17 protein-coding genes are annotated in these 18630 nt (G+C 30.3%); 12 read left to right on the forward strand and 5 right to left on the reverse strand.

Annotated features, from left to right (window positions below; all coding sequences use genetic code 11):
- Positions 1-175: 175 nt before the first annotated feature.
- The 3 genes from ACMHJW_RS02715 to ACMHJW_RS02725 all read left to right on the forward strand — a co-directional run bounded on the left by ACMHJW_RS02715 (position 176) and on the right by ACMHJW_RS02725 (position 3766).
- A complete protein-coding gene (locus ACMHJW_RS02715; RefSeq protein WP_413531880.1) occupies positions 176-1627 on the forward strand; it encodes an MATE family efflux transporter in 1452 nt (483 codons plus the stop codon).
- A 2-nt stretch (positions 1628-1629) separates the two neighbouring features.
- A complete protein-coding gene (locus ACMHJW_RS02720) occupies positions 1630-1869 on the forward strand; it encodes a hypothetical protein (RefSeq protein ID WP_413531881.1) in 240 nt (79 codons plus the stop codon).
- A gap of 121 nt (positions 1870-1990) precedes the next feature.
- A complete protein-coding gene (locus ACMHJW_RS02725) occupies positions 1991-3766 on the forward strand; it encodes an AMP-dependent synthetase/ligase (protein ID WP_413531882.1) in 1776 nt (591 codons plus the stop codon).
- A gap of 43 nt (positions 3767-3809) precedes the next feature.
- Here ACMHJW_RS02725 and ACMHJW_RS02730 read toward each other — a convergent pair whose 3' ends face one another.
- Complete coding sequence (locus ACMHJW_RS02730) at positions 3810-4499, reverse strand: zinc metallopeptidase (protein WP_413531883.1); 690 nt, start codon at positions 4497-4499, stop codon at positions 3810-3812.
- 203 nt (positions 4500-4702) lie between these two features.
- Between ACMHJW_RS02730 and ACMHJW_RS02735 the strand changes: the two genes are divergently transcribed.
- From ACMHJW_RS02735 to ACMHJW_RS02760, 6 genes are all read left to right on the forward strand, one after another.
- Positions 4703-5827, forward strand: a complete 1125-nt coding sequence (locus ACMHJW_RS02735) for a GNAT family N-acetyltransferase (protein ID WP_413532219.1) — start codon at positions 4703-4705, stop codon at positions 5825-5827.
- A 9-nt stretch (positions 5828-5836) separates the two neighbouring features.
- Complete coding sequence (locus tag ACMHJW_RS02740) at positions 5837-6994, forward strand: M14 family zinc carboxypeptidase (protein WP_413531884.1); 1158 nt, start codon at positions 5837-5839, stop codon at positions 6992-6994.
- A 35-nt stretch (positions 6995-7029) separates the two neighbouring features.
- Complete coding sequence (locus tag ACMHJW_RS02745; RefSeq protein ID WP_413531885.1) at positions 7030-7581, forward strand: TlpA family protein disulfide reductase; 552 nt, start codon at positions 7030-7032, stop codon at positions 7579-7581.
- Positions 7574-8191 (forward strand): DUF4230 domain-containing protein, encoded by a 618-nt coding sequence (locus tag ACMHJW_RS02750; RefSeq protein ID WP_413531886.1) that lies wholly within the window; start codon positions 7574-7576, stop codon positions 8189-8191. Before ACMHJW_RS02745 ends, ACMHJW_RS02750 begins: the two co-directional genes overlap by 8 nt.
- Positions 8192-8313: 122 nt before the next feature.
- Positions 8314-9354, forward strand: a complete 1041-nt coding sequence (lpxK, locus tag ACMHJW_RS02755; RefSeq protein ID WP_413531887.1) for a tetraacyldisaccharide 4'-kinase — start codon at positions 8314-8316, stop codon at positions 9352-9354.
- Positions 9338-10150 (forward strand): purine-nucleoside phosphorylase, encoded by an 813-nt coding sequence (locus tag ACMHJW_RS02760; protein WP_413531888.1) that lies wholly within the window; start codon positions 9338-9340, stop codon positions 10148-10150. The genes lpxK and ACMHJW_RS02760 overlap by 17 nt, the downstream gene beginning before the upstream one ends.
- Before the next feature lie 110 nt (positions 10151-10260).
- Here ACMHJW_RS02760 and ACMHJW_RS02765 read toward each other — a convergent pair whose 3' ends face one another.
- Together ACMHJW_RS02765 and ACMHJW_RS02770 are read right to left on the reverse strand one after the other, a co-directional pair.
- Positions 10261-10695, reverse strand: coding sequence for a hypothetical protein (locus tag ACMHJW_RS02765; protein WP_413531889.1), 435 nt, complete (start codon positions 10693-10695; stop codon positions 10261-10263).
- Positions 10696-10844: 149 nt separating this feature from the next.
- A complete protein-coding gene (locus ACMHJW_RS02770; protein WP_413531890.1) occupies positions 10845-11786 on the reverse strand; it encodes a 3',5'-cyclic-nucleotide phosphodiesterase in 942 nt (313 codons plus the stop codon).
- Positions 11787-11908: 122 nt separating this feature from the next.
- On the opposite strand from ACMHJW_RS02770, the gene ACMHJW_RS02775 reads away from it, so the two are divergent.
- The 3 genes from ACMHJW_RS02775 (at position 11909) to ACMHJW_RS02785 (ending at position 16764) form a co-directional block, all read left to right on the forward strand.
- Positions 11909-14785 (forward strand): alpha/beta hydrolase family protein, encoded by a 2877-nt coding sequence (locus ACMHJW_RS02775; protein WP_413531891.1) that lies wholly within the window; start codon positions 11909-11911, stop codon positions 14783-14785.
- Between the two features lie 145 nt (positions 14786-14930).
- Positions 14931-15461, forward strand: a complete 531-nt coding sequence (locus ACMHJW_RS02780) for a YqiA/YcfP family alpha/beta fold hydrolase (RefSeq protein WP_413531892.1) — start codon at positions 14931-14933, stop codon at positions 15459-15461.
- Positions 15462-15528: 67 nt separating this feature from the next.
- A complete protein-coding gene (locus ACMHJW_RS02785) occupies positions 15529-16764 on the forward strand; it encodes a porin (protein ID WP_413531893.1) in 1236 nt (411 codons plus the stop codon).
- A 278-nt stretch (positions 16765-17042) separates the two neighbouring features.
- Here the strand turns inward: ACMHJW_RS02785 and ACMHJW_RS02790 are convergent, their stop codons facing one another.
- Together ACMHJW_RS02790 and ACMHJW_RS02795 are read right to left on the reverse strand one after the other, a co-directional pair.
- Entirely contained in the window at positions 17043-17402 is a 360-nt protein-coding gene (locus ACMHJW_RS02790; protein WP_413531894.1) for a hypothetical protein, read from the reverse strand.
- Between the two features lie 17 nt (positions 17403-17419).
- The gene (locus ACMHJW_RS02795) at positions 17420-18625 is read right to left on the reverse strand and encodes an alanine dehydrogenase (protein WP_413531895.1); all 1206 of its coding nucleotides are present in this window, start codon (positions 18623-18625) and stop codon (positions 17420-17422) included.
- Positions 18626-18630 lie beyond the last annotated feature (5 nt).

Below are 18630 nucleotides of genomic sequence, written 5' to 3' on the forward strand. Positions count from 1 at the left end.
CGTTCTTTTATAAGATAAAATTGCTGATTGATTTGAAGAGTTTTTCAATGAAATTTAGAAAGGAAATCTCAAAAAAATATTTAACCTTTTTAATGTAAATTTTAAATTACATTCTATTTTTTAAACAAAGAAGCAAAACCTTTGCTGTATCTTTGTAATTGTAAATAAAGAAAAATTGAAATTAAAAGAACATTTAAGACGTAATATAAAATTAGCATTTCCAGTAATGATCACCCAAATGGGACAGATTTCTGTTAATATTATTGATAATATTATGGTTGGAGGTTTAGGAGGTAAATATGATAATATTGAAGATGAGGTTTTAGGAAAAACAGCTTTGGCAGCAGCTTCTTTAGGAAACTCATTGTTTTTTGCAGTGTTGGTATTTGCTTTCGGATTTAGTTTCGCTTTATCACCTTTGATCGCAGCAGAAGATGCGAAAGGAGATAAAAAAATGGCTGCGAGTTATTTTTCTCATAGTTTTGTTTTGAATGTTACTTTATCAATCGGATTATTTTTATTGATAACATTTCTAAAACCATTGATGTACTATATGGGGCAACCAGCAGATGTTATAGAAAAGTGTATTCCTTATTTAACGATAATGACTTTTTCTATGATTCCATTGATGATTTTCCAAACATTTCGTCAATTATCAGAAGGTTTATCTTTAACAATTCCTGTTACAATTGCAACTATTTTAAGTAATGTTGTTAATATATCTTTAAACTACGGATGGATTTATGGAAATTGGGGATTCCCACGTTTAGAAGTAGCTGGAGCAGCATGGGGTACTTTTGTATCGCGTGTGGTTATGATGGTTTTCCTTGTAGTAGTGTTAATGAATTTTAAAAAGACGAAGTCAGTTTTAAAAAATGTTCAATTCAAAGTGAGTGATTTTAAAAAGGTTATTTTTAGAAAAATTATAGGAATAGGAATTCCAACTGCTTTAATATCTTTTTTCGAAATGAGCGCATTCTCTTTAGCAGCATTTGTTTGCGGTTATACATTTACAAACTCTATTGCAGATCAAGAATTAGCAAAAGTCAATTTAGCAGCGCATCAAATAGCAATAAGTCTTGCTTCAACAACTTTTATGATGTGTACAGGAATAGGTGTTGCAGCAACAGTAAGAATAGGGAATCAATTAGGTTTAAGAGATTATAAAACGTTACGAGAAGCAGGTTGGTCTTGCATTTTAATGGTTCTATCATTCATGATTTTATTTGGAATCTTATTTATTGTTTTCCGTTATCAATTACCAACTATTTATTTAGACAATCCAGATGTTATAAACTTAGCCGCTTCATTATTAATTATTGCATCACTTTTCCAAATGTCAGATGGTGTACAATTAGTTATTTTAGGAGCTTTAAGAGGTATGACAGATGTTAAAATACCATCAATTCTAACCTTTGTATCATATTGGTTAATTGCAATTCCAATTGGTGTTGTGTTAGCAATTGTATTCGAAATGCGAGCATTTGGAATGTGGATAGGATTAGGAATAGGCTTAACAGCTTCAGCCGTCTTTTTGTTAATTAGATATAATCAACAAACAAAAAAAATGATCAAAGAAAATCCTGATGCTGAGATAATTTTAGAAGATAAATTAAAAAACATATAGAAATGGAATTACCAAAATTTTTATTGGCAGATAATTCAATAATGCCAGATAAGATCTTTATTTTACATACAGATTATCCACGTTTTTTATTAGATGTAGAAACAGATGATATTGAATGGTTCGAAGATATTTCTGAAGAAGAAGATAACGAAGAATTTAATACTGAAATAGCTAATTTAATTGAAGACGCTTTAGATTTCTACGATCAAGAAATGTCTTTATTAAACGAAGACGAAGAATAAGTCTTAAATAAATAAAATTTCCATATTTTTATTAGTGTAAGAATTACACTAAAATAATTTTATATTCTTGCATAATAATTTTTTTATTCTTATTTTGCAATTAAGAAAATTATTCAAAACCATGGAAATAAAAAGATTATTTGATTTTCCACAAAATCAATTAGAAAATAATCCTCGAGAAGATTCATTAGTGTCTAAAGTAAACGGAACTTGGGTCAAAACATCTACACAAGAATACGTTGGCAAAGCAAATGCATTTAGTCGAGGATTATTACAATTAGGAATCAAGCCAGAAGATAAAATTGCAATTGTAACTTCAACTAATCGTACCGAATGGAATATTTGTGATATCGGTATACAGCAAGTTGGTGCGATTTCTGTTCCGTTATATCCAACACTTTCCGAAGACGATTTTGATTATATATTAAACAATGCTGAATGTAAGTTTATCATTGTTTCTGATAAAAGTTTATATGACACAGTTGCTGCTGTAAAAGATAAAGTGTCAACATTAGTTGGTATTTATAGCTTTGATGAAATTGCAGGAGTTCCAAATTATAAAGAAATTCTAGATTTAGGTGAAGATAATTCTACTCAACACGAAGTCGATAGTCTAAAAGATATTATAAAAGCTTCTGATATTGCAACTCTAATTTACACATCTGGAACTACAGGAAGACCTAAGGGCGTTGTGTTAACGCACGAAAATATTGTATCGGATGTGTTAATGTCTGTGGATCGTATTCCAGATTTTCCAAAAAATGCGATAGCATTAAGTTTTCTTCCAATTAATCACGTTTTCGAACGTATGCTGATCTATTTATACCAACATTTAAATATTGGGATTTGGTATGCAGAAAGTATCGAAAAATTAGGCGATAATATGAAAGAGGTAAAACCTCACGTAATGACGGTTGTTCCTCGTTTGGTAGAAAAAGTTTACGATAAAATATACAATACTGGAGCTTCAGCTGGTGGACTTAAAACGAAAATTTTTATGTGGGCTTTAAGTCTTGTTGAAGATTATGATCCATATAATCCAAAAGGTGGATTGTTTGGTTTGAAATATTCGATTGCAAAAAGTTTAGTTTTCAATAAATGGAAAGAAGGAGTTGGAGGTAATTTGGTTTGTATGGTTTCAGGATCAGCTCCATTAGCTCCACGACTTAATCATATTTTTTGGGGTGCTGGAATTCCAATTTTAGAAGGTTATGGTTTAACAGAAACTTCTCCTGTAATCTCGGTAAACTGCATGAAAAAAGAAGGTTTTGGAATTGGAACTGTTGGTGCACCATTAAAAGGTGTTGAAGTGAAAATTGCTGAAGATGGAGAAATTTTAGTAAAAGGACCAAATGTAACCCAAGGTTATTACAAAGATCCTGAAAAAACTGCAGAAGCTTTTACGCCAGATGGATTCTTTAAAACAGGAGATATTGGTGTTTTAGAAAGAGGTTTGTTAAAAATTACGGATCGTAAAAAAGAAATGTTTAAGACATCTGGTGGAAAATATATTGCACCACAAATCATTGAGAACAAATTCAAAGAATCACGATTTATTGATCAGATAATGGTTGTTGGAGAAGGGGAGAAAATGCCTTGTGCGATAATTCAACCAAATTTTCAAGTATTAAAAGATTATTTACAAATCAAAGAAATTGCAGAGCCATCTACTAATGTTGGGTTGATAAGTGAACCATCTATTTTAAACGTTATTGGTCGTGAAATTGAAAAAATGAATAAAGGTTTAGGGCATTGGGAACAAATTAAGAAATTTGAACTAACTCCTGAAGAATGGACAATTGATGACGGGTTACTAACACCAACTTTAAAGCTGAAACGTAAAAATGTATTACTAAAATACCAAGATTTATACAATAAACTATACGATAAGAAATAAAAAAAATCCCTTCAATTTTGAAGGGATTTTTTTTATTAATTTTTTAATCTCGTCGTCCGCCTAGAGCCATCATTACGAAATAAAGTAATTGTGCTAAAGAACCAATTGCTGCTACAACATATGTTCTTGCAGCCCATTTCAATGAATCTTTTGCACCTTCATATTCATTTGGCATCACCATATTGTTTCCTTTTAACCAAGCTAATGCGCGGTTAGAAGCATCATATTCTACTGGTAAAGTAACAAAAGCAAAAATTGTTGTTACTGCAAACAAAAAAATACCAATCCATAACAAAGTAGCATTTTTAGAAGAAGCCATCACAATTAATCCTAGCATTAAAATCCATTGATTCAATCGCGAAGCAATATTTACCATTGGAACCATTTTCGAACGTAATTGCAACATATTATACCCAACAGCATGTTGTACAGCATGTCCACATTCGTGCGCAGCAACTGCTGCAGCAGCAGCATTACGTTCATGATAAACAACTTCTGATAAATTTACTGTTTTGTCACCTGGATTATAATGGTCAGTCAATTGTCCTGGAGTAGAAATAACACGAACATCATGAATATTATTGTCAGAAAGCATTTTTTCTGCAATTTCTTTTCCTGACATTCCATTTGCCAAATGTACTTTCGAATAATGTTTAAATTTACTTTGCAGTCGGTTGCTAACAAACCAACTAATCAACATAAATAACCCAATAATAATGTAATAACCTGTCATCTATTTTTATTTTATTTTTTAATCATTTTTAATATCATTTAAATTTCAAAAAGTATTCCAATAAGTGAATAGGGACAAAAATAACAGAAAAGTTGATTTTTTGTCAGATTTCTGCATTAAATCATATAAAAAAAAGGAATAAACTGACATTTTACTTAAAAATTTTTGAATTGAAATTGCAAAACTTACTACCTTTGCCAGCTATGAGTATTCGCATAAAAGAAGTACAATCTAAACGCGATTTGGAAGCATTTATTAAGTTTCCAATGAATTTGTATAAGGATAATCAATATTATGTACCGCCCTTTATTAACGAGGAAAAGGAAACATTAGATGTTTCAAAAAATCCTGTTTTTAAAGATGCTGAAGCGCGCTATTTTTTGGCTGAAAAAGATGGAAAAATAGTTGGACGAGTTGCTGCAATTATTAATTGGCAAGAAGTCAATAAACAAGAAAAACGTAAAATGCGTTTTGGTTGGTTTGATATGATTGATGATATTGAAGTAACGAAAGCACTTTTGGCTAAAGTTGAAGAAATTGGTAAAGAAAATCAATTAGAATATATTGAAGGACCAGTTGGTTTTTCGAATTTGGAGAAAGCAGGAATGTTAACGCTAGGATTCGATAAATTAGCAACAATGGTCGGTTTGTATAATTTTTCGTACTATTCAAAGCATTTAGAATCATTGGATTTTGAAATGGCGAATGAATGGGTAGAGTATGAATTGTATGCACCGACAGAATTACCAGAAAAAGTAATCAAGTTTAATAAAATTATTCGTGAACGTTATAAATTACGAGAATTAAAGTTTACAAAAACTTCAGAAATTCTTCCGTATGTAGACGAAATGTTTGATTTGTTAGACAAAACTTACAGTGAATTGGATACATATGTTCCGATTGCAGATTACCAAATTGAATATTACAAAAAGAAATATATTCCGTTTATCAATCCTGATTTTGTAAATTGTATTGTAGATGAAAACGGGAAAATGGTTTCGTTTGCAATTACAATGCCTTCTTATTCGAAAGCGATGCAAAAAGTAAAAGGTAAAATTTTTCCTTTTGGTTGGTGGCACTTAATGAAAGCAAGTAAGAATAACGATTCTGCTCAATTTTATCTAATAGGAATTGATCCAAAATTTCAAGGAAAAGGAGTTACAGCACTTATTTTTAATGCTATGTTTGATACTTTTAAACGCAATGGAATCAAGTTTTTGGAAACAAATCCAGAATTAGCAGACAACGAAAGCATTCAAGTTTTATGGAAAGCTTATGATCCTGTGAATCATAAACGTCGTAAAACATTTAGAAAATCAATTCAATAAAATAATCAAATGTTTGATATTCATCAATTAGAGAAAGATTATTCGACTTTCAGACAAGAAGGTTTCGATGCGAAATGGTTAAATTTTGAAGAATTAAATCGATATTTTTCTTCAAAATCATTTCAAAAAGAACAAGTTGGAACATCTTTTTTAGGAAACGAAATTTACAAGTTAAGTTTCGGAACAGGAAAAAAACGATTATTAATTTGGTCTCAAATGCACGGAAATGAATCTTCTGGAACGCGCGCAATGTTTGATGTAATTAATTTTTTTGAACAAAAATCAGAATTAGCTCAAATTATTTTATCTCAATTGACAATTGATTTTATTCCAATGTTAAATCCTGATGGAGCAAATGTTAATACACGTCGAAATGCAATTGGAATTGATATTAACCGTGATTTTTTAGCAAAAGAATCAACTGAAATTCATGTTTTATTGAATCAAGTAGAAAAAGGAAATTATCAAACTTTGTTTAATTTGCATGATCAACGTACAATATTTAATGTTGGACAAACAGCAAAACCTGCAACGCTTTCTTTTTTGGCTCCTTCTTATAATATTGAAGAAGAGGTGAACGAAGTTCGCGAAAAAACAATGGGAATTATTCAAGTGATGAATACAGAATTGCAAAAAGTAATTCCAGGACATGTAGGTCGTTATACATCAGAATTTTATCCGATGTCAACAGGAGATAATTTCACGAAAATGGGTTATCCTTGTGTATTATTTGAAGCAGGACATTTTCCGAATGATTATCAACGAAATACAACAAGAAAATATAATGCATTGGCTATTTTAGCAGGATTGAATGCTTTAGCAACGCAAGAAAAATTTCCGTTTGATGAATATTTGTTAATTCCTCAAAATGGACAAAAATATTTAGATGTAATTATTCATAATGTTCAAATTCAGAATGGTGAACATTCATCGATTGTTGATTTGGGAATATATTTTGAAGATGAATACAACGAGAAAAATAATTCGGTAGAACAAATTGCCAAAATTATTGAAATTGGTGATTTGCGAAAATTTATTGGTCATCTCGAAATAGATGCTAAAAAACAAATTTACAAAGGAATAATTAAAAATTATCCTTTGTTGAATCAATTGGCGACTTTCGAAATTGGTTCAATAAAGATTAAAAATGGTCAAATCATTGCATAATTATTGTTACATTTAAACCTTAAACTCGAAATTAAATGAAAAAAATATTGGCTATTGCCTTTGTAGCAATGTTAGGATTTTCAACACAATCTTTTGCTCAGAATAAAGTATTGAATCGTACAATTACAGCTGAAAATGGAAAGAAAATGTTGACAGGAGAATTCAATAGAAAAGCTTTAGAAAAAGATGATTTTAAAGAATGGTATCATTCCGAATATGATTCTTATGAAGTTGAAAAAAGTAAATTGAAATCAATCAAAAATTTACGCAACTATCGCTTAGAAGTTTTTGTAGGAACTTGGTGTCCTGATTCGCGTCGAGAATTACCACGTTTGTACAAAATTTTAGACGAAATCAAATTTCCTCAAAATAGATTAAAAGTGATTGGTGTAAACCGTCAAAAGAAAAGCTTTTATGGCGAAGAAATGAATAAAAATATAACACACGTTCCAACAATTATTGTTTATAATAATAAAAAAGAAGAAGTAGGAAGAATTGTAGAATCTCCTGTTTCTGGATATTTGGAAGAAGATTTGGCACAGATTGTGAATGGTACGCCATTGACACCAAATTATGCAAATGAATAATTTTAAAAAAATAATTCTTCTCGTTGTAGCTTTCATTTTTGGCGTGATGATTACATATATTATCATGGACAAATTCAAATCTGAAAGTTATTCCGAACAATCTCATGTGATTGCGTATCAAATTGAACGAATGAATAAAATGATTGTTGCAGAACAAACATATTCAGATTTATACAATCATACATCAAAGAAATCGTTGCCTGGTTTAACTGATTTTTTATCGGCAGATAAAAAAGTTACGCTTTTAGTGAAAGCTAAAGCACAAGCAACATACGATTTGAAAAAAATGGATATTGAATTAGATTCGGTAAATAAAAAAATTATCATCAAATCAATTCCGCCAGTTGAAATCCAAGTATATCCCGATGTTAGTTTTTATGATATGGATCAAAGTGTTTTCAACAAATTTAGTAAAGATGATTTGAACGGAATTAAGAAACGTGCTGTACAGCATCTTGAAAAAACGGTCGATCAAACTAAATTAAAAGAAGAAGCGCATCAACAACTTATTCAAAATCTTGGAGATTTGTATTTTCTGGCCAAAACCTACGGTTGGAAGATAGAGGATAAAACGAGTTACGCTAACGAATTGAATAAATTATACGATTAATAAATAATTAAAAACCTGTTCGAAAAGAATAGGTTTTTTTTCGCTGGACAAAGAAATGAAATGTTTCTTTTTTTTAGAATTAAAATTGAAAATAGTATTTTCGCTTAATATTAAAAATAAAAATGAATTGGCGTAGATTTTTACTTCCATTTTCTGGTTTATATTGGATAGGAACTTCGGTTCGAAATCTGTTCTATAATATAGGAATGATGCGTTCTTCATCATTCAATATTCCTATTATCAATGTAGGAAATTTATCTGTTGGTGGAACTGGAAAGTCACCTCATATCATGTATTTGATTGATTTATTGAAAGACGAAAAATTGGTAAGTACATTGAGTAGAGGATATGGACGAAAAACAAAAGGTTTTTTGATTGCAAATTATTCTTCGAAAGTATATGATATTGGTGATGAACCTATGCAGTTTTTTCAACGATTCAAGAACAGAATATTGATTGCAGTTTGCGAAGACAGAGCTTTTGGTGCTCAAAAATTAATCGATCATTACAATGCAGAGACGATTTTATTAGATGATGCCTATCAACATCGTTCAGTAAAAGCTGGATTAAATATTCTATTAACAGATTTTAATAATCCATATTACAAAGATTTTTTATTGCCAGCAGGTGATTTGAGAGAGAGTAGAAGTGGAGTTCGCCGCGCTGATATTATTATTGTAACAAAATGTCCCGATAGAATTTCGGAAGAAAAACACAAAGAAATTTCGAAAAAGATTAAATTAAAATCACATCAGCAATTATTTTTCTCAAAAATTGTGTATGATAACAAATTGATCGGAAAATTGGATAATGTTGAGAAATCGACTTGGAAAAATCTGAATGTTATTTTAGTTACAGGAATTGCTAAAACAGCTGGATTAGTGAAGTTTGCTGAAGAAAATTTTGCAAATGTTTTACATTTAGAATATCCAGATCATCATAATTTTAGTCAATCAGAAATTGAGTATATTTACAAACGATACGAAGATACGGAAGGTAGAAAACGTTTAGATAAAATAATTATTACAACGGAGAAAGATTATATGCGTTTGATGGAAGAATCCATGATAAAAGACGATTTATATTACATTCCGATTAGTATCGATATTAACGATAAAGAAAAATTTAATCAAACTATTTTAGAGTATGTTGGAAAGAATTAATGAGGCTGTAAAGTACATCAATAATTTATTGCCAGATCAACCAGAATTTGTAATTGTGTTAGGATCTGGATTAGGAAAATTAGAAGACGAAGTAGAAAATAAAGTTGTTATTAGCTACAAAGATATACCAAACTTTCCTCAAGTTACAGTAGAAGGACACAAAGGTCATTTAGTATACGGAACTATTTTAGGTAAAAAAGTTTTGATGATGGCAGGACGTTTCCATTATTACGAAGGATATTCGATGGATGAAGTTACTTTCCCAATGCGAGTTTTCAATGGATTAGGAATCAATAAAGTTATCTTATCAAATGCTTCTGGAGGTGTTAACCCAAATTTCCAAGTTGGAGATATTTTATTGGTAAAAGATCATATCAATATGATGCCAGAGCATCCTTTACGTGGTAAAAATATTGACGAATTAGGTCCTCGTTTTGTGGATATGTCAAAAGCATATGACAAACAAATGTTGAATGAAGCAGCAGAATTTGCAAAAGCAAATGATATTTTAGTTCATCAAGGAGTTTATGTAGGATTACAAGGTCCAACTTTCGAAACGCCATCAGAATATGGAATGGTACGTTTTATAGGCGGAGATTGTGTTGGAATGAGCACTGTTCCCGAAGTTATTGTTGCGCGCCATATGAATATGCGTGTTTTCTGTTTATCTATTATCACAGATTTAGGTGGACCAGAAATTTCGTTTGATGTTTCGCATGAAGAAGTCTTAAATGCAGCAAATACAGCAATGCCAAACGTAATAAAAGTCGTAAAAAGCGTAATCGAAAATTGTTAATTTTTGATTTAATTATAACATAAAAAACCAACTGAAAAGTTGGTTTTTTTATTTCTAAAATCTGTAATCCAAAACAGAATCAATAGATAAGTTTTGGAATGTATGTTTAATTAAATCTCAACTTCTTGTTCAGAATTTGCACAATTACTATGAACAATATAATCGATTAGTTTCCCATTTTCAAAACACAATAGTACATCTTCTTCATAAATTGAAGTATGCGTCAATTGATTAAATTGTAATAATTTACCTTGCGATATTTTAATAATTCCAGAATACCAATTAGCAAAAACTTCTTTTTCTTCCGGGAAAAGATAAGAAATATCAACTTCGTTTAATTCATCTAAATATCCTTTGAAGTTAATCAAAAATAATTCATCATCTCTCAATTCCCATTTTCCATAATATCCTCTCCAGCAAGTTGGAGAAGGAGGGGTAAAATAAGGAGGATTTCTTAAATTTTTAAAATAATAATATAAAGGTTGTTCGGCTACAATATATTGTTGGTCGTCAATAGATAAAATTTCTCCTATTTGAGCAGTCATTTTCTTATGATTTTATCCAAATGTAAAATAGCAAAATGAATAAATAAAAAATCAAACACGCTATTTTATCAAAATGATAAAGATTGACCGACTAAAATAAATAATTGAAATTTATCTTGTCTTTATATAATAAAATGTATAATTATTATCTATTCTAAGGTAATTCTTTCACCTTGTTTCGGAAAAATATAATTAATTTTATAAGGATTATTTTTTAGTAATTCTTCTTTAATTTTTTCCTCATTATTACCTTTCGGTTTTATATGAGTAACAATAATTGTTAATCCTTTCAATTTATTTTTACCTGCTTGTTTTGCTAGTTCGCCCAATTCTTCATTAATTAATTTAGGCGTTAAATGGCCAAATAATAGTTTCTCTGGTTGAGAATTAGGAAAAGAAACTTCTAACATCAATGTTTTTAATTTTCCTGATTTAATTTTTGGCGCAATAGCTTTCCAAATCGTTCCTAAATTTTTTGTTTCTTCAATTCTATCTGCCCCAGTATCTCCGAAATAAAGAACAGCATTCGAACCATTTTCAACCAAAATAGCAGAACTTTTTAAAGGATTTACATGGCTCAATTCATAAATTGTTCCAGTGAAATTAGTTCCTTCTATTGTAAAAGGAGTTCCTATTTCTGGATATTTGTAGTAATATTTGTTTAAAATTGGAGATTCGCCTTCGTTAGCAAAATTTGCCCAAGCATCATTTGTAAAATATTTATTTTTTAAAACAGAAATAGTTTCAGAAATTCCATAAATCGGTTTACTAGAATCTTCTGGAGAATTGATAATCATTCCAGAAAGATGATCCAAATGTCCATGCGAAATAAAATATCCTTTTATATAATCTCTTAATATTTTGTTTGAATCTTCACTAAAAGTTTCATTTTCTATTGCCTTATTTATTCCTGAATAAACTGTTCCAGCATCCAAAGCCAAATAATTATTTGTATTTTCTTCTCCTATTAAATAAGAAGAAAGGTTACTTTCATTGCTGCCTCCATAAACGCCAAGTGGAACAATCTGAATATTTTGCGCAAAAGCAATTGTTGAAATTGTAAAACCAATAGATAATAGATATTTTTTCATAATGAGACTATTTTTACAAAAATACAATTCAAACGATTACAAAACTAAATTATCTTAAATACTTTGTAGAAACTTTAGTATTTTCACATTTCAAAAAAAATTAACGCATAAAATCACTTAGAATGAAATCGAAATTATCTACTAATAGATTGAAAAATTATGCAAATCAACTCATCACAAAAAAAGCAATGTGCGCTGCTGCAATTACTTTATTGGCAATGAATGTTGATGCGCAAAAGAAGCCGCTAGATTTGACTGTTTTTGATGAATGGCAATCGATCGGAATGAAAGAATTATCAAATAACGGTTCGTGGGTTGCTTATCAAGTAAATGCACAAGAAAGTGATAATACATTGAACTTTTTTGGTTTGAAAACAGATAAAAACTTAAGTTTTCATCGTGGTGAACAAAATGTTTTTACAGCAGATTCTAAATTTGCCATTTTCAAAATTCGTCCTTTTTACAAGGATTTGAAATTGGTTCGAATCAAAAAGAAAAAAGAAAATGAAATAGCAAAAGATTCAATCGGAATTTTAAATCTTGCAACAAATCAAGTTGAAAAATTACCGAATATAAAATCTTTCAAAACGCCTAAAAAAGGAGGTTCGCTTTTGGCTTATTTATTAGAAAAAGAAGAAGCGAAAACAGATAAGAAAGAAAAGTCAGATTCTATAAAAGCAAAAGATAAACCAGCAAAATCATCAGGAAAAGATAAGAAGGATATTCCATTAGAATTGGTTTTGAGAAACTTGATTTCTGGTCAAAAAAAATCATTCAAAAATGTAATGAATTATGAGTTTAGTGAAAATGGCAAACAATTAATTTATTCGACAAAACAAGAGAAAAAAGATAGTTTAGATAAAACTAAATATGGCGTTTTCTTGGTAAATACAGCAACTTTTGCGCAAAAACAATTGGTTGATACAATTGGCGATTTCAAACAATTTGCATTTGATGAATTAGCGAACAAAGTGGCTTTTGTAGGAACTACGGACGAAGATAAAAAAGAGAATAAAACATATTTTTTATATTATACATCGACAAATAATCCGCAACAAATCAAAAAATCTGAATTATTAGGATTAAAAAAAGATTGGCAAGTTTCAGAAAATCGTCAACCAAAATTTAGTAAAGATGGCAATTCTTTATTCATTGGTTTAATGCCGAAATTAGCCGAAAAAGATACAACTTTGATTGGTGATGATTATGCAAAAGTTGATATTTGGAGCTACAAAGATGAATTTATTCAACCACAGCAATTAAAAAATCTTGAGCGTGAAAAAAAGCGTTCATATTTATCTGCAATTGATTTATTGAATCCTCAAAAAGTAACGCAATTAGCAGATTTGGATATGAATCAAGTTGAAATTCTGAACGAAGGAAATTCAAACTATGCTTTAGGAATTTCTGATAATGCATACAGATTGATTTCTAATTGGGATTATACAGGACGTAGAGATTATTATATCGTAAACGTAAAAACGGGAGAACGTGAATTATTTGCAAAAGCTTTGGCTGGAAAAGTTGAAATATCTCCTAACGGAAAATTTGCAATTTTTTATAATGCAGAAAATGGTTTGTGGTCGAGTTATAATATAGAAACAAAAGAAACAAAAGTTCTGAATAAGAAGCTAAAAGTAAAATTCTTTGACGAAGAAAATGATTCGCCAACTTTAGCAGAAGAATACGGAATTGCTTATTTTACAGATAATGATGAAACCGTATTAATAAAAGATCGTTATGACATTTGGGAATTTGATTTGGTTGGAAATCGTCGTCCTGAAAATATGACAAATGGTTTTGGAAGAAAAAATAAAATTACATTTGATATCAATAAATTGAATGATGATATTAAAACTCTTAATCGTGATCATTTAGTTTATTTAGGAGCTTTTAATAATCAAAATAAACAATCTGGTGTTTATCAAACAATTATTTCAAAAGCTAAAAATCCAACCGAAGTAGTGATGTCAAATACTTGGGGAACGCAAAAAATGACGAAAGCATTGAATGCAGATGAATTTATTTATACAAAAGAATCTTTCCAGGATTCGCCAGATGTTTATGTTTCAACGAATTTTAAAGATGAGAAAAAGATTTCGGCAATCAATCCTCAACAAAAAGATTATTTGTGGGGAAAAGGTGAATTGGTAACTTGGAAAACATATTCAGGGAAAGACGCAACAGGAGTTGTTTATAAACCAGAGAATTTTGATCCAAATAAAAAGTATCCAATGATTGTTTATTTCTACGAAAAACTTTCGGATAATTTGAATCGTTATCAAGCTCCTGCGCCAACGCCTTCTCGTATCAATCATACCTATTTCGTAAGTAACGATTACATTATATTTACACCAGATATTTCTTATACAATAGGTCATCCTGGGAAATCTGCTGAAGATTATATCAATTCTGGAGTAGAAGCGTTAAAGAAAAATAACTGGATAAATGGAAATAAAATAGCAATACAAGGACAGAGTTGGGGAGGATATCAAGTCGCGCATTTGATTACTACAACAAATATGTATGCTGCTGCTTGGACAGGAGCGCCTGTTGTAAATATGACTTCTGCTTATGGAGGAATTCGTTGGGGAACAGGTATGAGCCGACAATTTCAATATGAACAAACACAAAGTAGAATTGGTAAAACATTATGGGAAGCGCCAGAATTATATATCGAAAATTCACCTTTGTTTAACATGCCAAAAGTGACAACGCCAGTTGTAATTATGCATAATGATATGGATGGAGCGGTGCCATGGTATCAGGGAATTGAAATGTTTATGGCTTTACGTCGTTTACAAAAACCAGTTTGGATGTTGAATTATAATGGCGATGATCATAATTTAATAAAACGTGCAAATAAAAATGACATTCAGCAACGACAAGTTCAATTTTTTGATCATTATTTAAAAGATAAACCTGCACCAAAGTGGATGACAGAAGGAGTTCCTGCAATTTCGAAAGGAATAGATTGGGGTTTCGAGCTTGAAAAATAACGAGATAAAATAGAAAAAGCGATCAATTTGATCGCTTTTTTAGTTAAAAGATTATCTTACAATACAATTATATTGTTAAATTTACAATTATCTTGAAAATAGCTTCTTGAAAAAGTTTTAATTAAAAGATTTAATTTCGCTGAATATGAATACAAATAATAGACAAATTGTTTATATCCATGGACTAAATGGCTCTGCTAATTCGAATAAGTTTAAATCTATTTTAAAAATTTATCCTTCTGCAATCTGTGTCGAATGGAAAGTAGAAGATAATATTTTTGATATTCTAATTGAAACTTACGAACATTTAAAAGGAAAAATAGACGATTTGACAATTGTAGGAAGTTCTACAGGAGGAAATTTTGGTTGGCAATTGCAACAAAAATTAAAGGAAAATGGAAAATCTAGCGAATTGATATTATTAAATCCTTTGGTTGATATTTCAGTTAAATTAGATAATGATTTTCCTGAAAATCTATTACAATATTTAGTTGACATGAATCGTTTTGAGAACACCAAAGTTTTTCTTTCTGTAAATGACGAAGTTTTAGATTTTATAAAATTAAAAACCTTTTTCGAAATCCAACAAAATATATTTCCGCAACAAATAGAAGTTATTGAAATAGATGATGATCATCGTATTCATAATTTCGACTCATTGTTAACGTTAATTTAATTCACGCTTTACAATTACTTAATTTTATAAACTGCATTTTTGCACACGAATCAAGAAACAAACAAACATGAGAAAAGTTTTAACTTTAGTACTTACTGTATTTTCAATTAGTTCGTATGCTCAAGTTAAAGATTCTACAGAATCGAAAAAGAAAACTGTACAAGAATTTAAGAATATGATGTCGCCATATTATAATTATGGTAACGGATTAGGAATTACTTCTCCAGATAGTCTTTATCAGGTAAACATCAGATTTCGTATGCAAAATCGAATTAGTTATAACCATAATGAAGGTGAAGAAGATAATATTGATGGACAAATTCGTCGTCTAAGATTACGTTTTGATGGATATATTGGAGATCCGAAATTTGGTTATTCAATGCAATTATCTTTTGCAGCTGGTGATGTAGGAAGAGCAGAAGAGGGGAAGAATACAAATATTATTCGTGATGCGATGATTTTCTATTATCCAAACAAACATTGGAGTTTAGGATTTGGGCAAACAAAACTTCCAGGAAATAGACAACGTGTTAATTCATCCGGAGCGTTACAATTAACAGATCGCTCTATAAATAATGCAAGTTTTAACATTGATCGAGATTTTGGTTTTCAAGCTTTGTATAATAAAAGAAATCAAGACAAATTTTCTTATATTTTGAGAGTAGCAATCTCAACTGGAGAAGGTCGAAATTGGACAAATTTTAAAGATACAGGTTTAGCATATACAGGAAAAATAGAATTATTTCCACTTGGAGAATTTACGAAAGGAGGAAGTAACTATGAAGGTGATTTAGCACATGAACTAACACCAAAGTTGATGCTTTCTGGTGCATATAGTTACAATGATAGAGCGCATAGAACAGCAGGAATGTTGGGGGACGATATTGCTGGGGGAGGAACCGCAAATATTAGATCTCTTTTTCTTGATGCAATGTTGAAATATAGAGGATGGAATTTAATGTATTCTTATATGAGTCGTAATTCGGACAAAGTGTTATTTCATAACTCTTCCGATGTTTCAGATTTTAATTATATCTACAACGGGCATGGTATGGATTTTCAAGGTTCATATACTTTTCCAAAGGATTGGGAAGTAATTGGCCGTTATTCTCTTCAAAATGTAGATAAAGATATTTTTGAGTTTACTCCAAATACAAACCAATATTCTCTAGGATTAACAAAATATATTTGGGAGCATGCTTTCAAACTACAAGCGGAGTTTACTTACGAACAAGAAAAATTTTATAATCTAGAAAAGAAAAACAATTGGTATGCGCGTTTCCAGATAGAAATCGGAATCTAAGTATTAAGTATATAGTTGTAAATTAAATATTTTACAACTAAATAAGGTTTTATATTTAATAAAATTTTATAAATTTGTATTTCAAATATCAACCTATGCAAGCCAATAAAAAGAAAAAAAGCCTGAACCGGAATGTAGAGTTTGGGAGTAAAAAAGTACAGTTTAAAGATATAATCATTGTTGCAATATTAATCTTTATTATCGCTCTAACAATTTTAAAATTTATTAACTAATCATAAAAAAACCACTTCTTCTGAAGTGGTTTTTTGTTTTTATTTTTATTTCTTTTTTATAGAAACTAATTTGGAATCTTCTTTGCAAATTTCCAACACAAAATCATAATCTTTCGTATTGTCTTTGCTCTTATAGTTCGCCAAATATTCTCTACATGGAATTTGATCTTTTTTCGAATGATCGAAATCAACTTTACTTCTTTTGAATAATTCTTTTTTTAAAAATGTAGAATCTAAATTTTCTGCTTTTAAAAATGCTTGAGCTTCTGGTGAAATTGATAATCTTTTTGAAAAAGCTTCATCCAAAACTCTTGCATTTGGAAAGTAATTACATGAGAAAGCACGAGGTCCAAACGCCATTGCGACGAAAACTAACCCAATTCCAACTCCTAGCAAATACTTCATAAATCTTTGCGTAAACGTCATATGATCAATAAATTAATGTCGTGAAATGGTAAATCAAACCAATCACATAAGTTCTTTTTTACAATTCTTCCTTTGTACAAATATACGCCATTTCTTATAGTTTTATCAGATTGTACGACATTTGCAAAACCAGATTCTTCAGAAATTTGAAATAAATAGGATAAAAAATAATTGCTCAATGCTTTAGTAGAAGTGCGTGCAACACGAGAAGTGATATTAGAAACAGCATAATGAATAATATCATTCTTGATAAGTATAGGATGATCATGCGTTGTTAATTCAGAAGTTTCGAAACAACCTCCTTGATCTATACTCACATCAATAATAACAGCTCCAGCTTTCATATTTTGTACCATCATTTCCGTTACAACACAAGGTGTGCGCGTTTCTCCGCGAAGTGCTCCAATTGCTAAATCGCAACGTCGTAATGCTTTTCCTAATTCTTTTGGATCTAATGTAGAAGTGGAAACACGTTGACCAATATTTTGTTGTAAACGTCTAAGTCTTGTTAATGAATTATCAAAAACACGAACCGAAGCTCCTAAACCTAATGCTGTTCTTGTTGCATTTTCGGCAACTGTTCCAGCTCCAAGAATTACAACTTCTGTCGGACGAACACCTGTTACGCCACCCATTAAGATTCCATTTCCTGCATTTGTAGAAGACATTAATTCACTTGCAACTAAAATTGCAGTTGTTCCAGCAATTTCACTTAATAATCGAACAACAGGCAAATGATTTTGTTCGTCTCTAATAAATTCAAATCCAACTGCATTAATACGTTTTGAAATTAATTTCAGGAAATATTCACGTTTCAATGTATTTGTCGGAACCGAAGAAATAATTAAAGCATTTGGTTTTATCCAATCAATTTCTTGTAACGTAAGTGGTCCTACTTTTAGGATAATAGGTTTTTCGAAAACAGTTTGTGTACTGTAAGAAATTTGGGCTCCAGCTTCAGAATATTCTTTATCCGAATAATTTGCGCCTTCTCCTGCGCCAGTTTCTATCGTAACTTGATGCCCATTATTGACTAAAATTTCGACTGCATCAGGAGAAAGACAAATTCTTTTTTCTTGATTATTTGTTTCTTTCGGAATACCAATATCAAAGCGTTCTTTCTTATGGGGAACCTCTAAACGCTCTGGTTGAGGAATAAGATCCTCTTGAGAAAAAGGCGTAAAAATATTTTTTCCGTCCATATATT

It is taken from the genome of Empedobacter brevis, assembly GCF_965118635.1.
Taxonomy (GTDB): domain Bacteria; phylum Bacteroidota; class Bacteroidia; order Flavobacteriales; family Weeksellaceae; genus Empedobacter; species Empedobacter brevis_A.

Bases quoted from the DNA above. Each gene is read 5' to 3' on its own strand.
- ACMHJW_RS02720 (WP_413531881.1), top strand. From the start codon at position 1,630: ATGGAATTACCAAAATTTTTATTGGCAGATAATTCAATAATGCCAGAT.
- ACMHJW_RS02780 (WP_413531892.1), top strand. From the start codon at position 14,931: ATGAATACAAATAATAGACAAATTGTTTATATCCATGGACTAAATGGC.
- ACMHJW_RS02790 (WP_413531894.1), bottom strand. From the start codon at position 17,402: ATGAAGTATTTGCTAGGAGTTGGAATTGGGTTAGTTTTCGTCGCAATG.
- ACMHJW_RS02730 (WP_413531883.1), bottom strand. From the start codon at position 4,499: ATGACAGGTTATTACATTATTATTGGGTTATTTATGTTGATTAGTTGG.
- ACMHJW_RS02745 (WP_413531885.1), top strand. From the start codon at position 7,030: ATGAAAAAAATATTGGCTATTGCCTTTGTAGCAATGTTAGGATTTTCA.
- ACMHJW_RS02785 (WP_413531893.1), top strand. From the start codon at position 15,529: ATGAGAAAAGTTTTAACTTTAGTACTTACTGTATTTTCAATTAGTTCG.
- ACMHJW_RS02775 (WP_413531891.1), top strand. From the start codon at position 11,909: ATGAAATCGAAATTATCTACTAATAGATTGAAAAATTATGCAAATCAA.
- ACMHJW_RS02770 (WP_413531890.1), bottom strand. From the start codon at position 11,786: ATGAAAAAATATCTATTATCTATTGGTTTTACAATTTCAACAATTGCT.
- lpxK (WP_413531887.1), top strand. From the start codon at position 8,314: ATGAATTGGCGTAGATTTTTACTTCCATTTTCTGGTTTATATTGGATA.
- ACMHJW_RS02795 (WP_413531895.1), bottom strand. From the start codon at position 18,625: ATGGACGGAAAAAATATTTTTACGCCTTTTTCTCAAGAGGATCTTATT.
- ACMHJW_RS02725 (WP_413531882.1), top strand. From the start codon at position 1,991: ATGGAAATAAAAAGATTATTTGATTTTCCACAAAATCAATTAGAAAAT.
- ACMHJW_RS02760 (WP_413531888.1), top strand. From the start codon at position 9,338: ATGTTGGAAAGAATTAATGAGGCTGTAAAGTACATCAATAATTTATTG.
- ACMHJW_RS02740 (WP_413531884.1), top strand. From the start codon at position 5,837: ATGTTTGATATTCATCAATTAGAGAAAGATTATTCGACTTTCAGACAA.
- ACMHJW_RS02750 (WP_413531886.1), top strand. From the start codon at position 7,574: ATGAATAATTTTAAAAAAATAATTCTTCTCGTTGTAGCTTTCATTTTT.
- ACMHJW_RS02735 (WP_413532219.1), top strand. From the start codon at position 4,703: ATGAGTATTCGCATAAAAGAAGTACAATCTAAACGCGATTTGGAAGCA.
- ACMHJW_RS02765 (WP_413531889.1), bottom strand. From the start codon at position 10,695: ATGACTGCTCAAATAGGAGAAATTTTATCTATTGACGACCAACAATAT.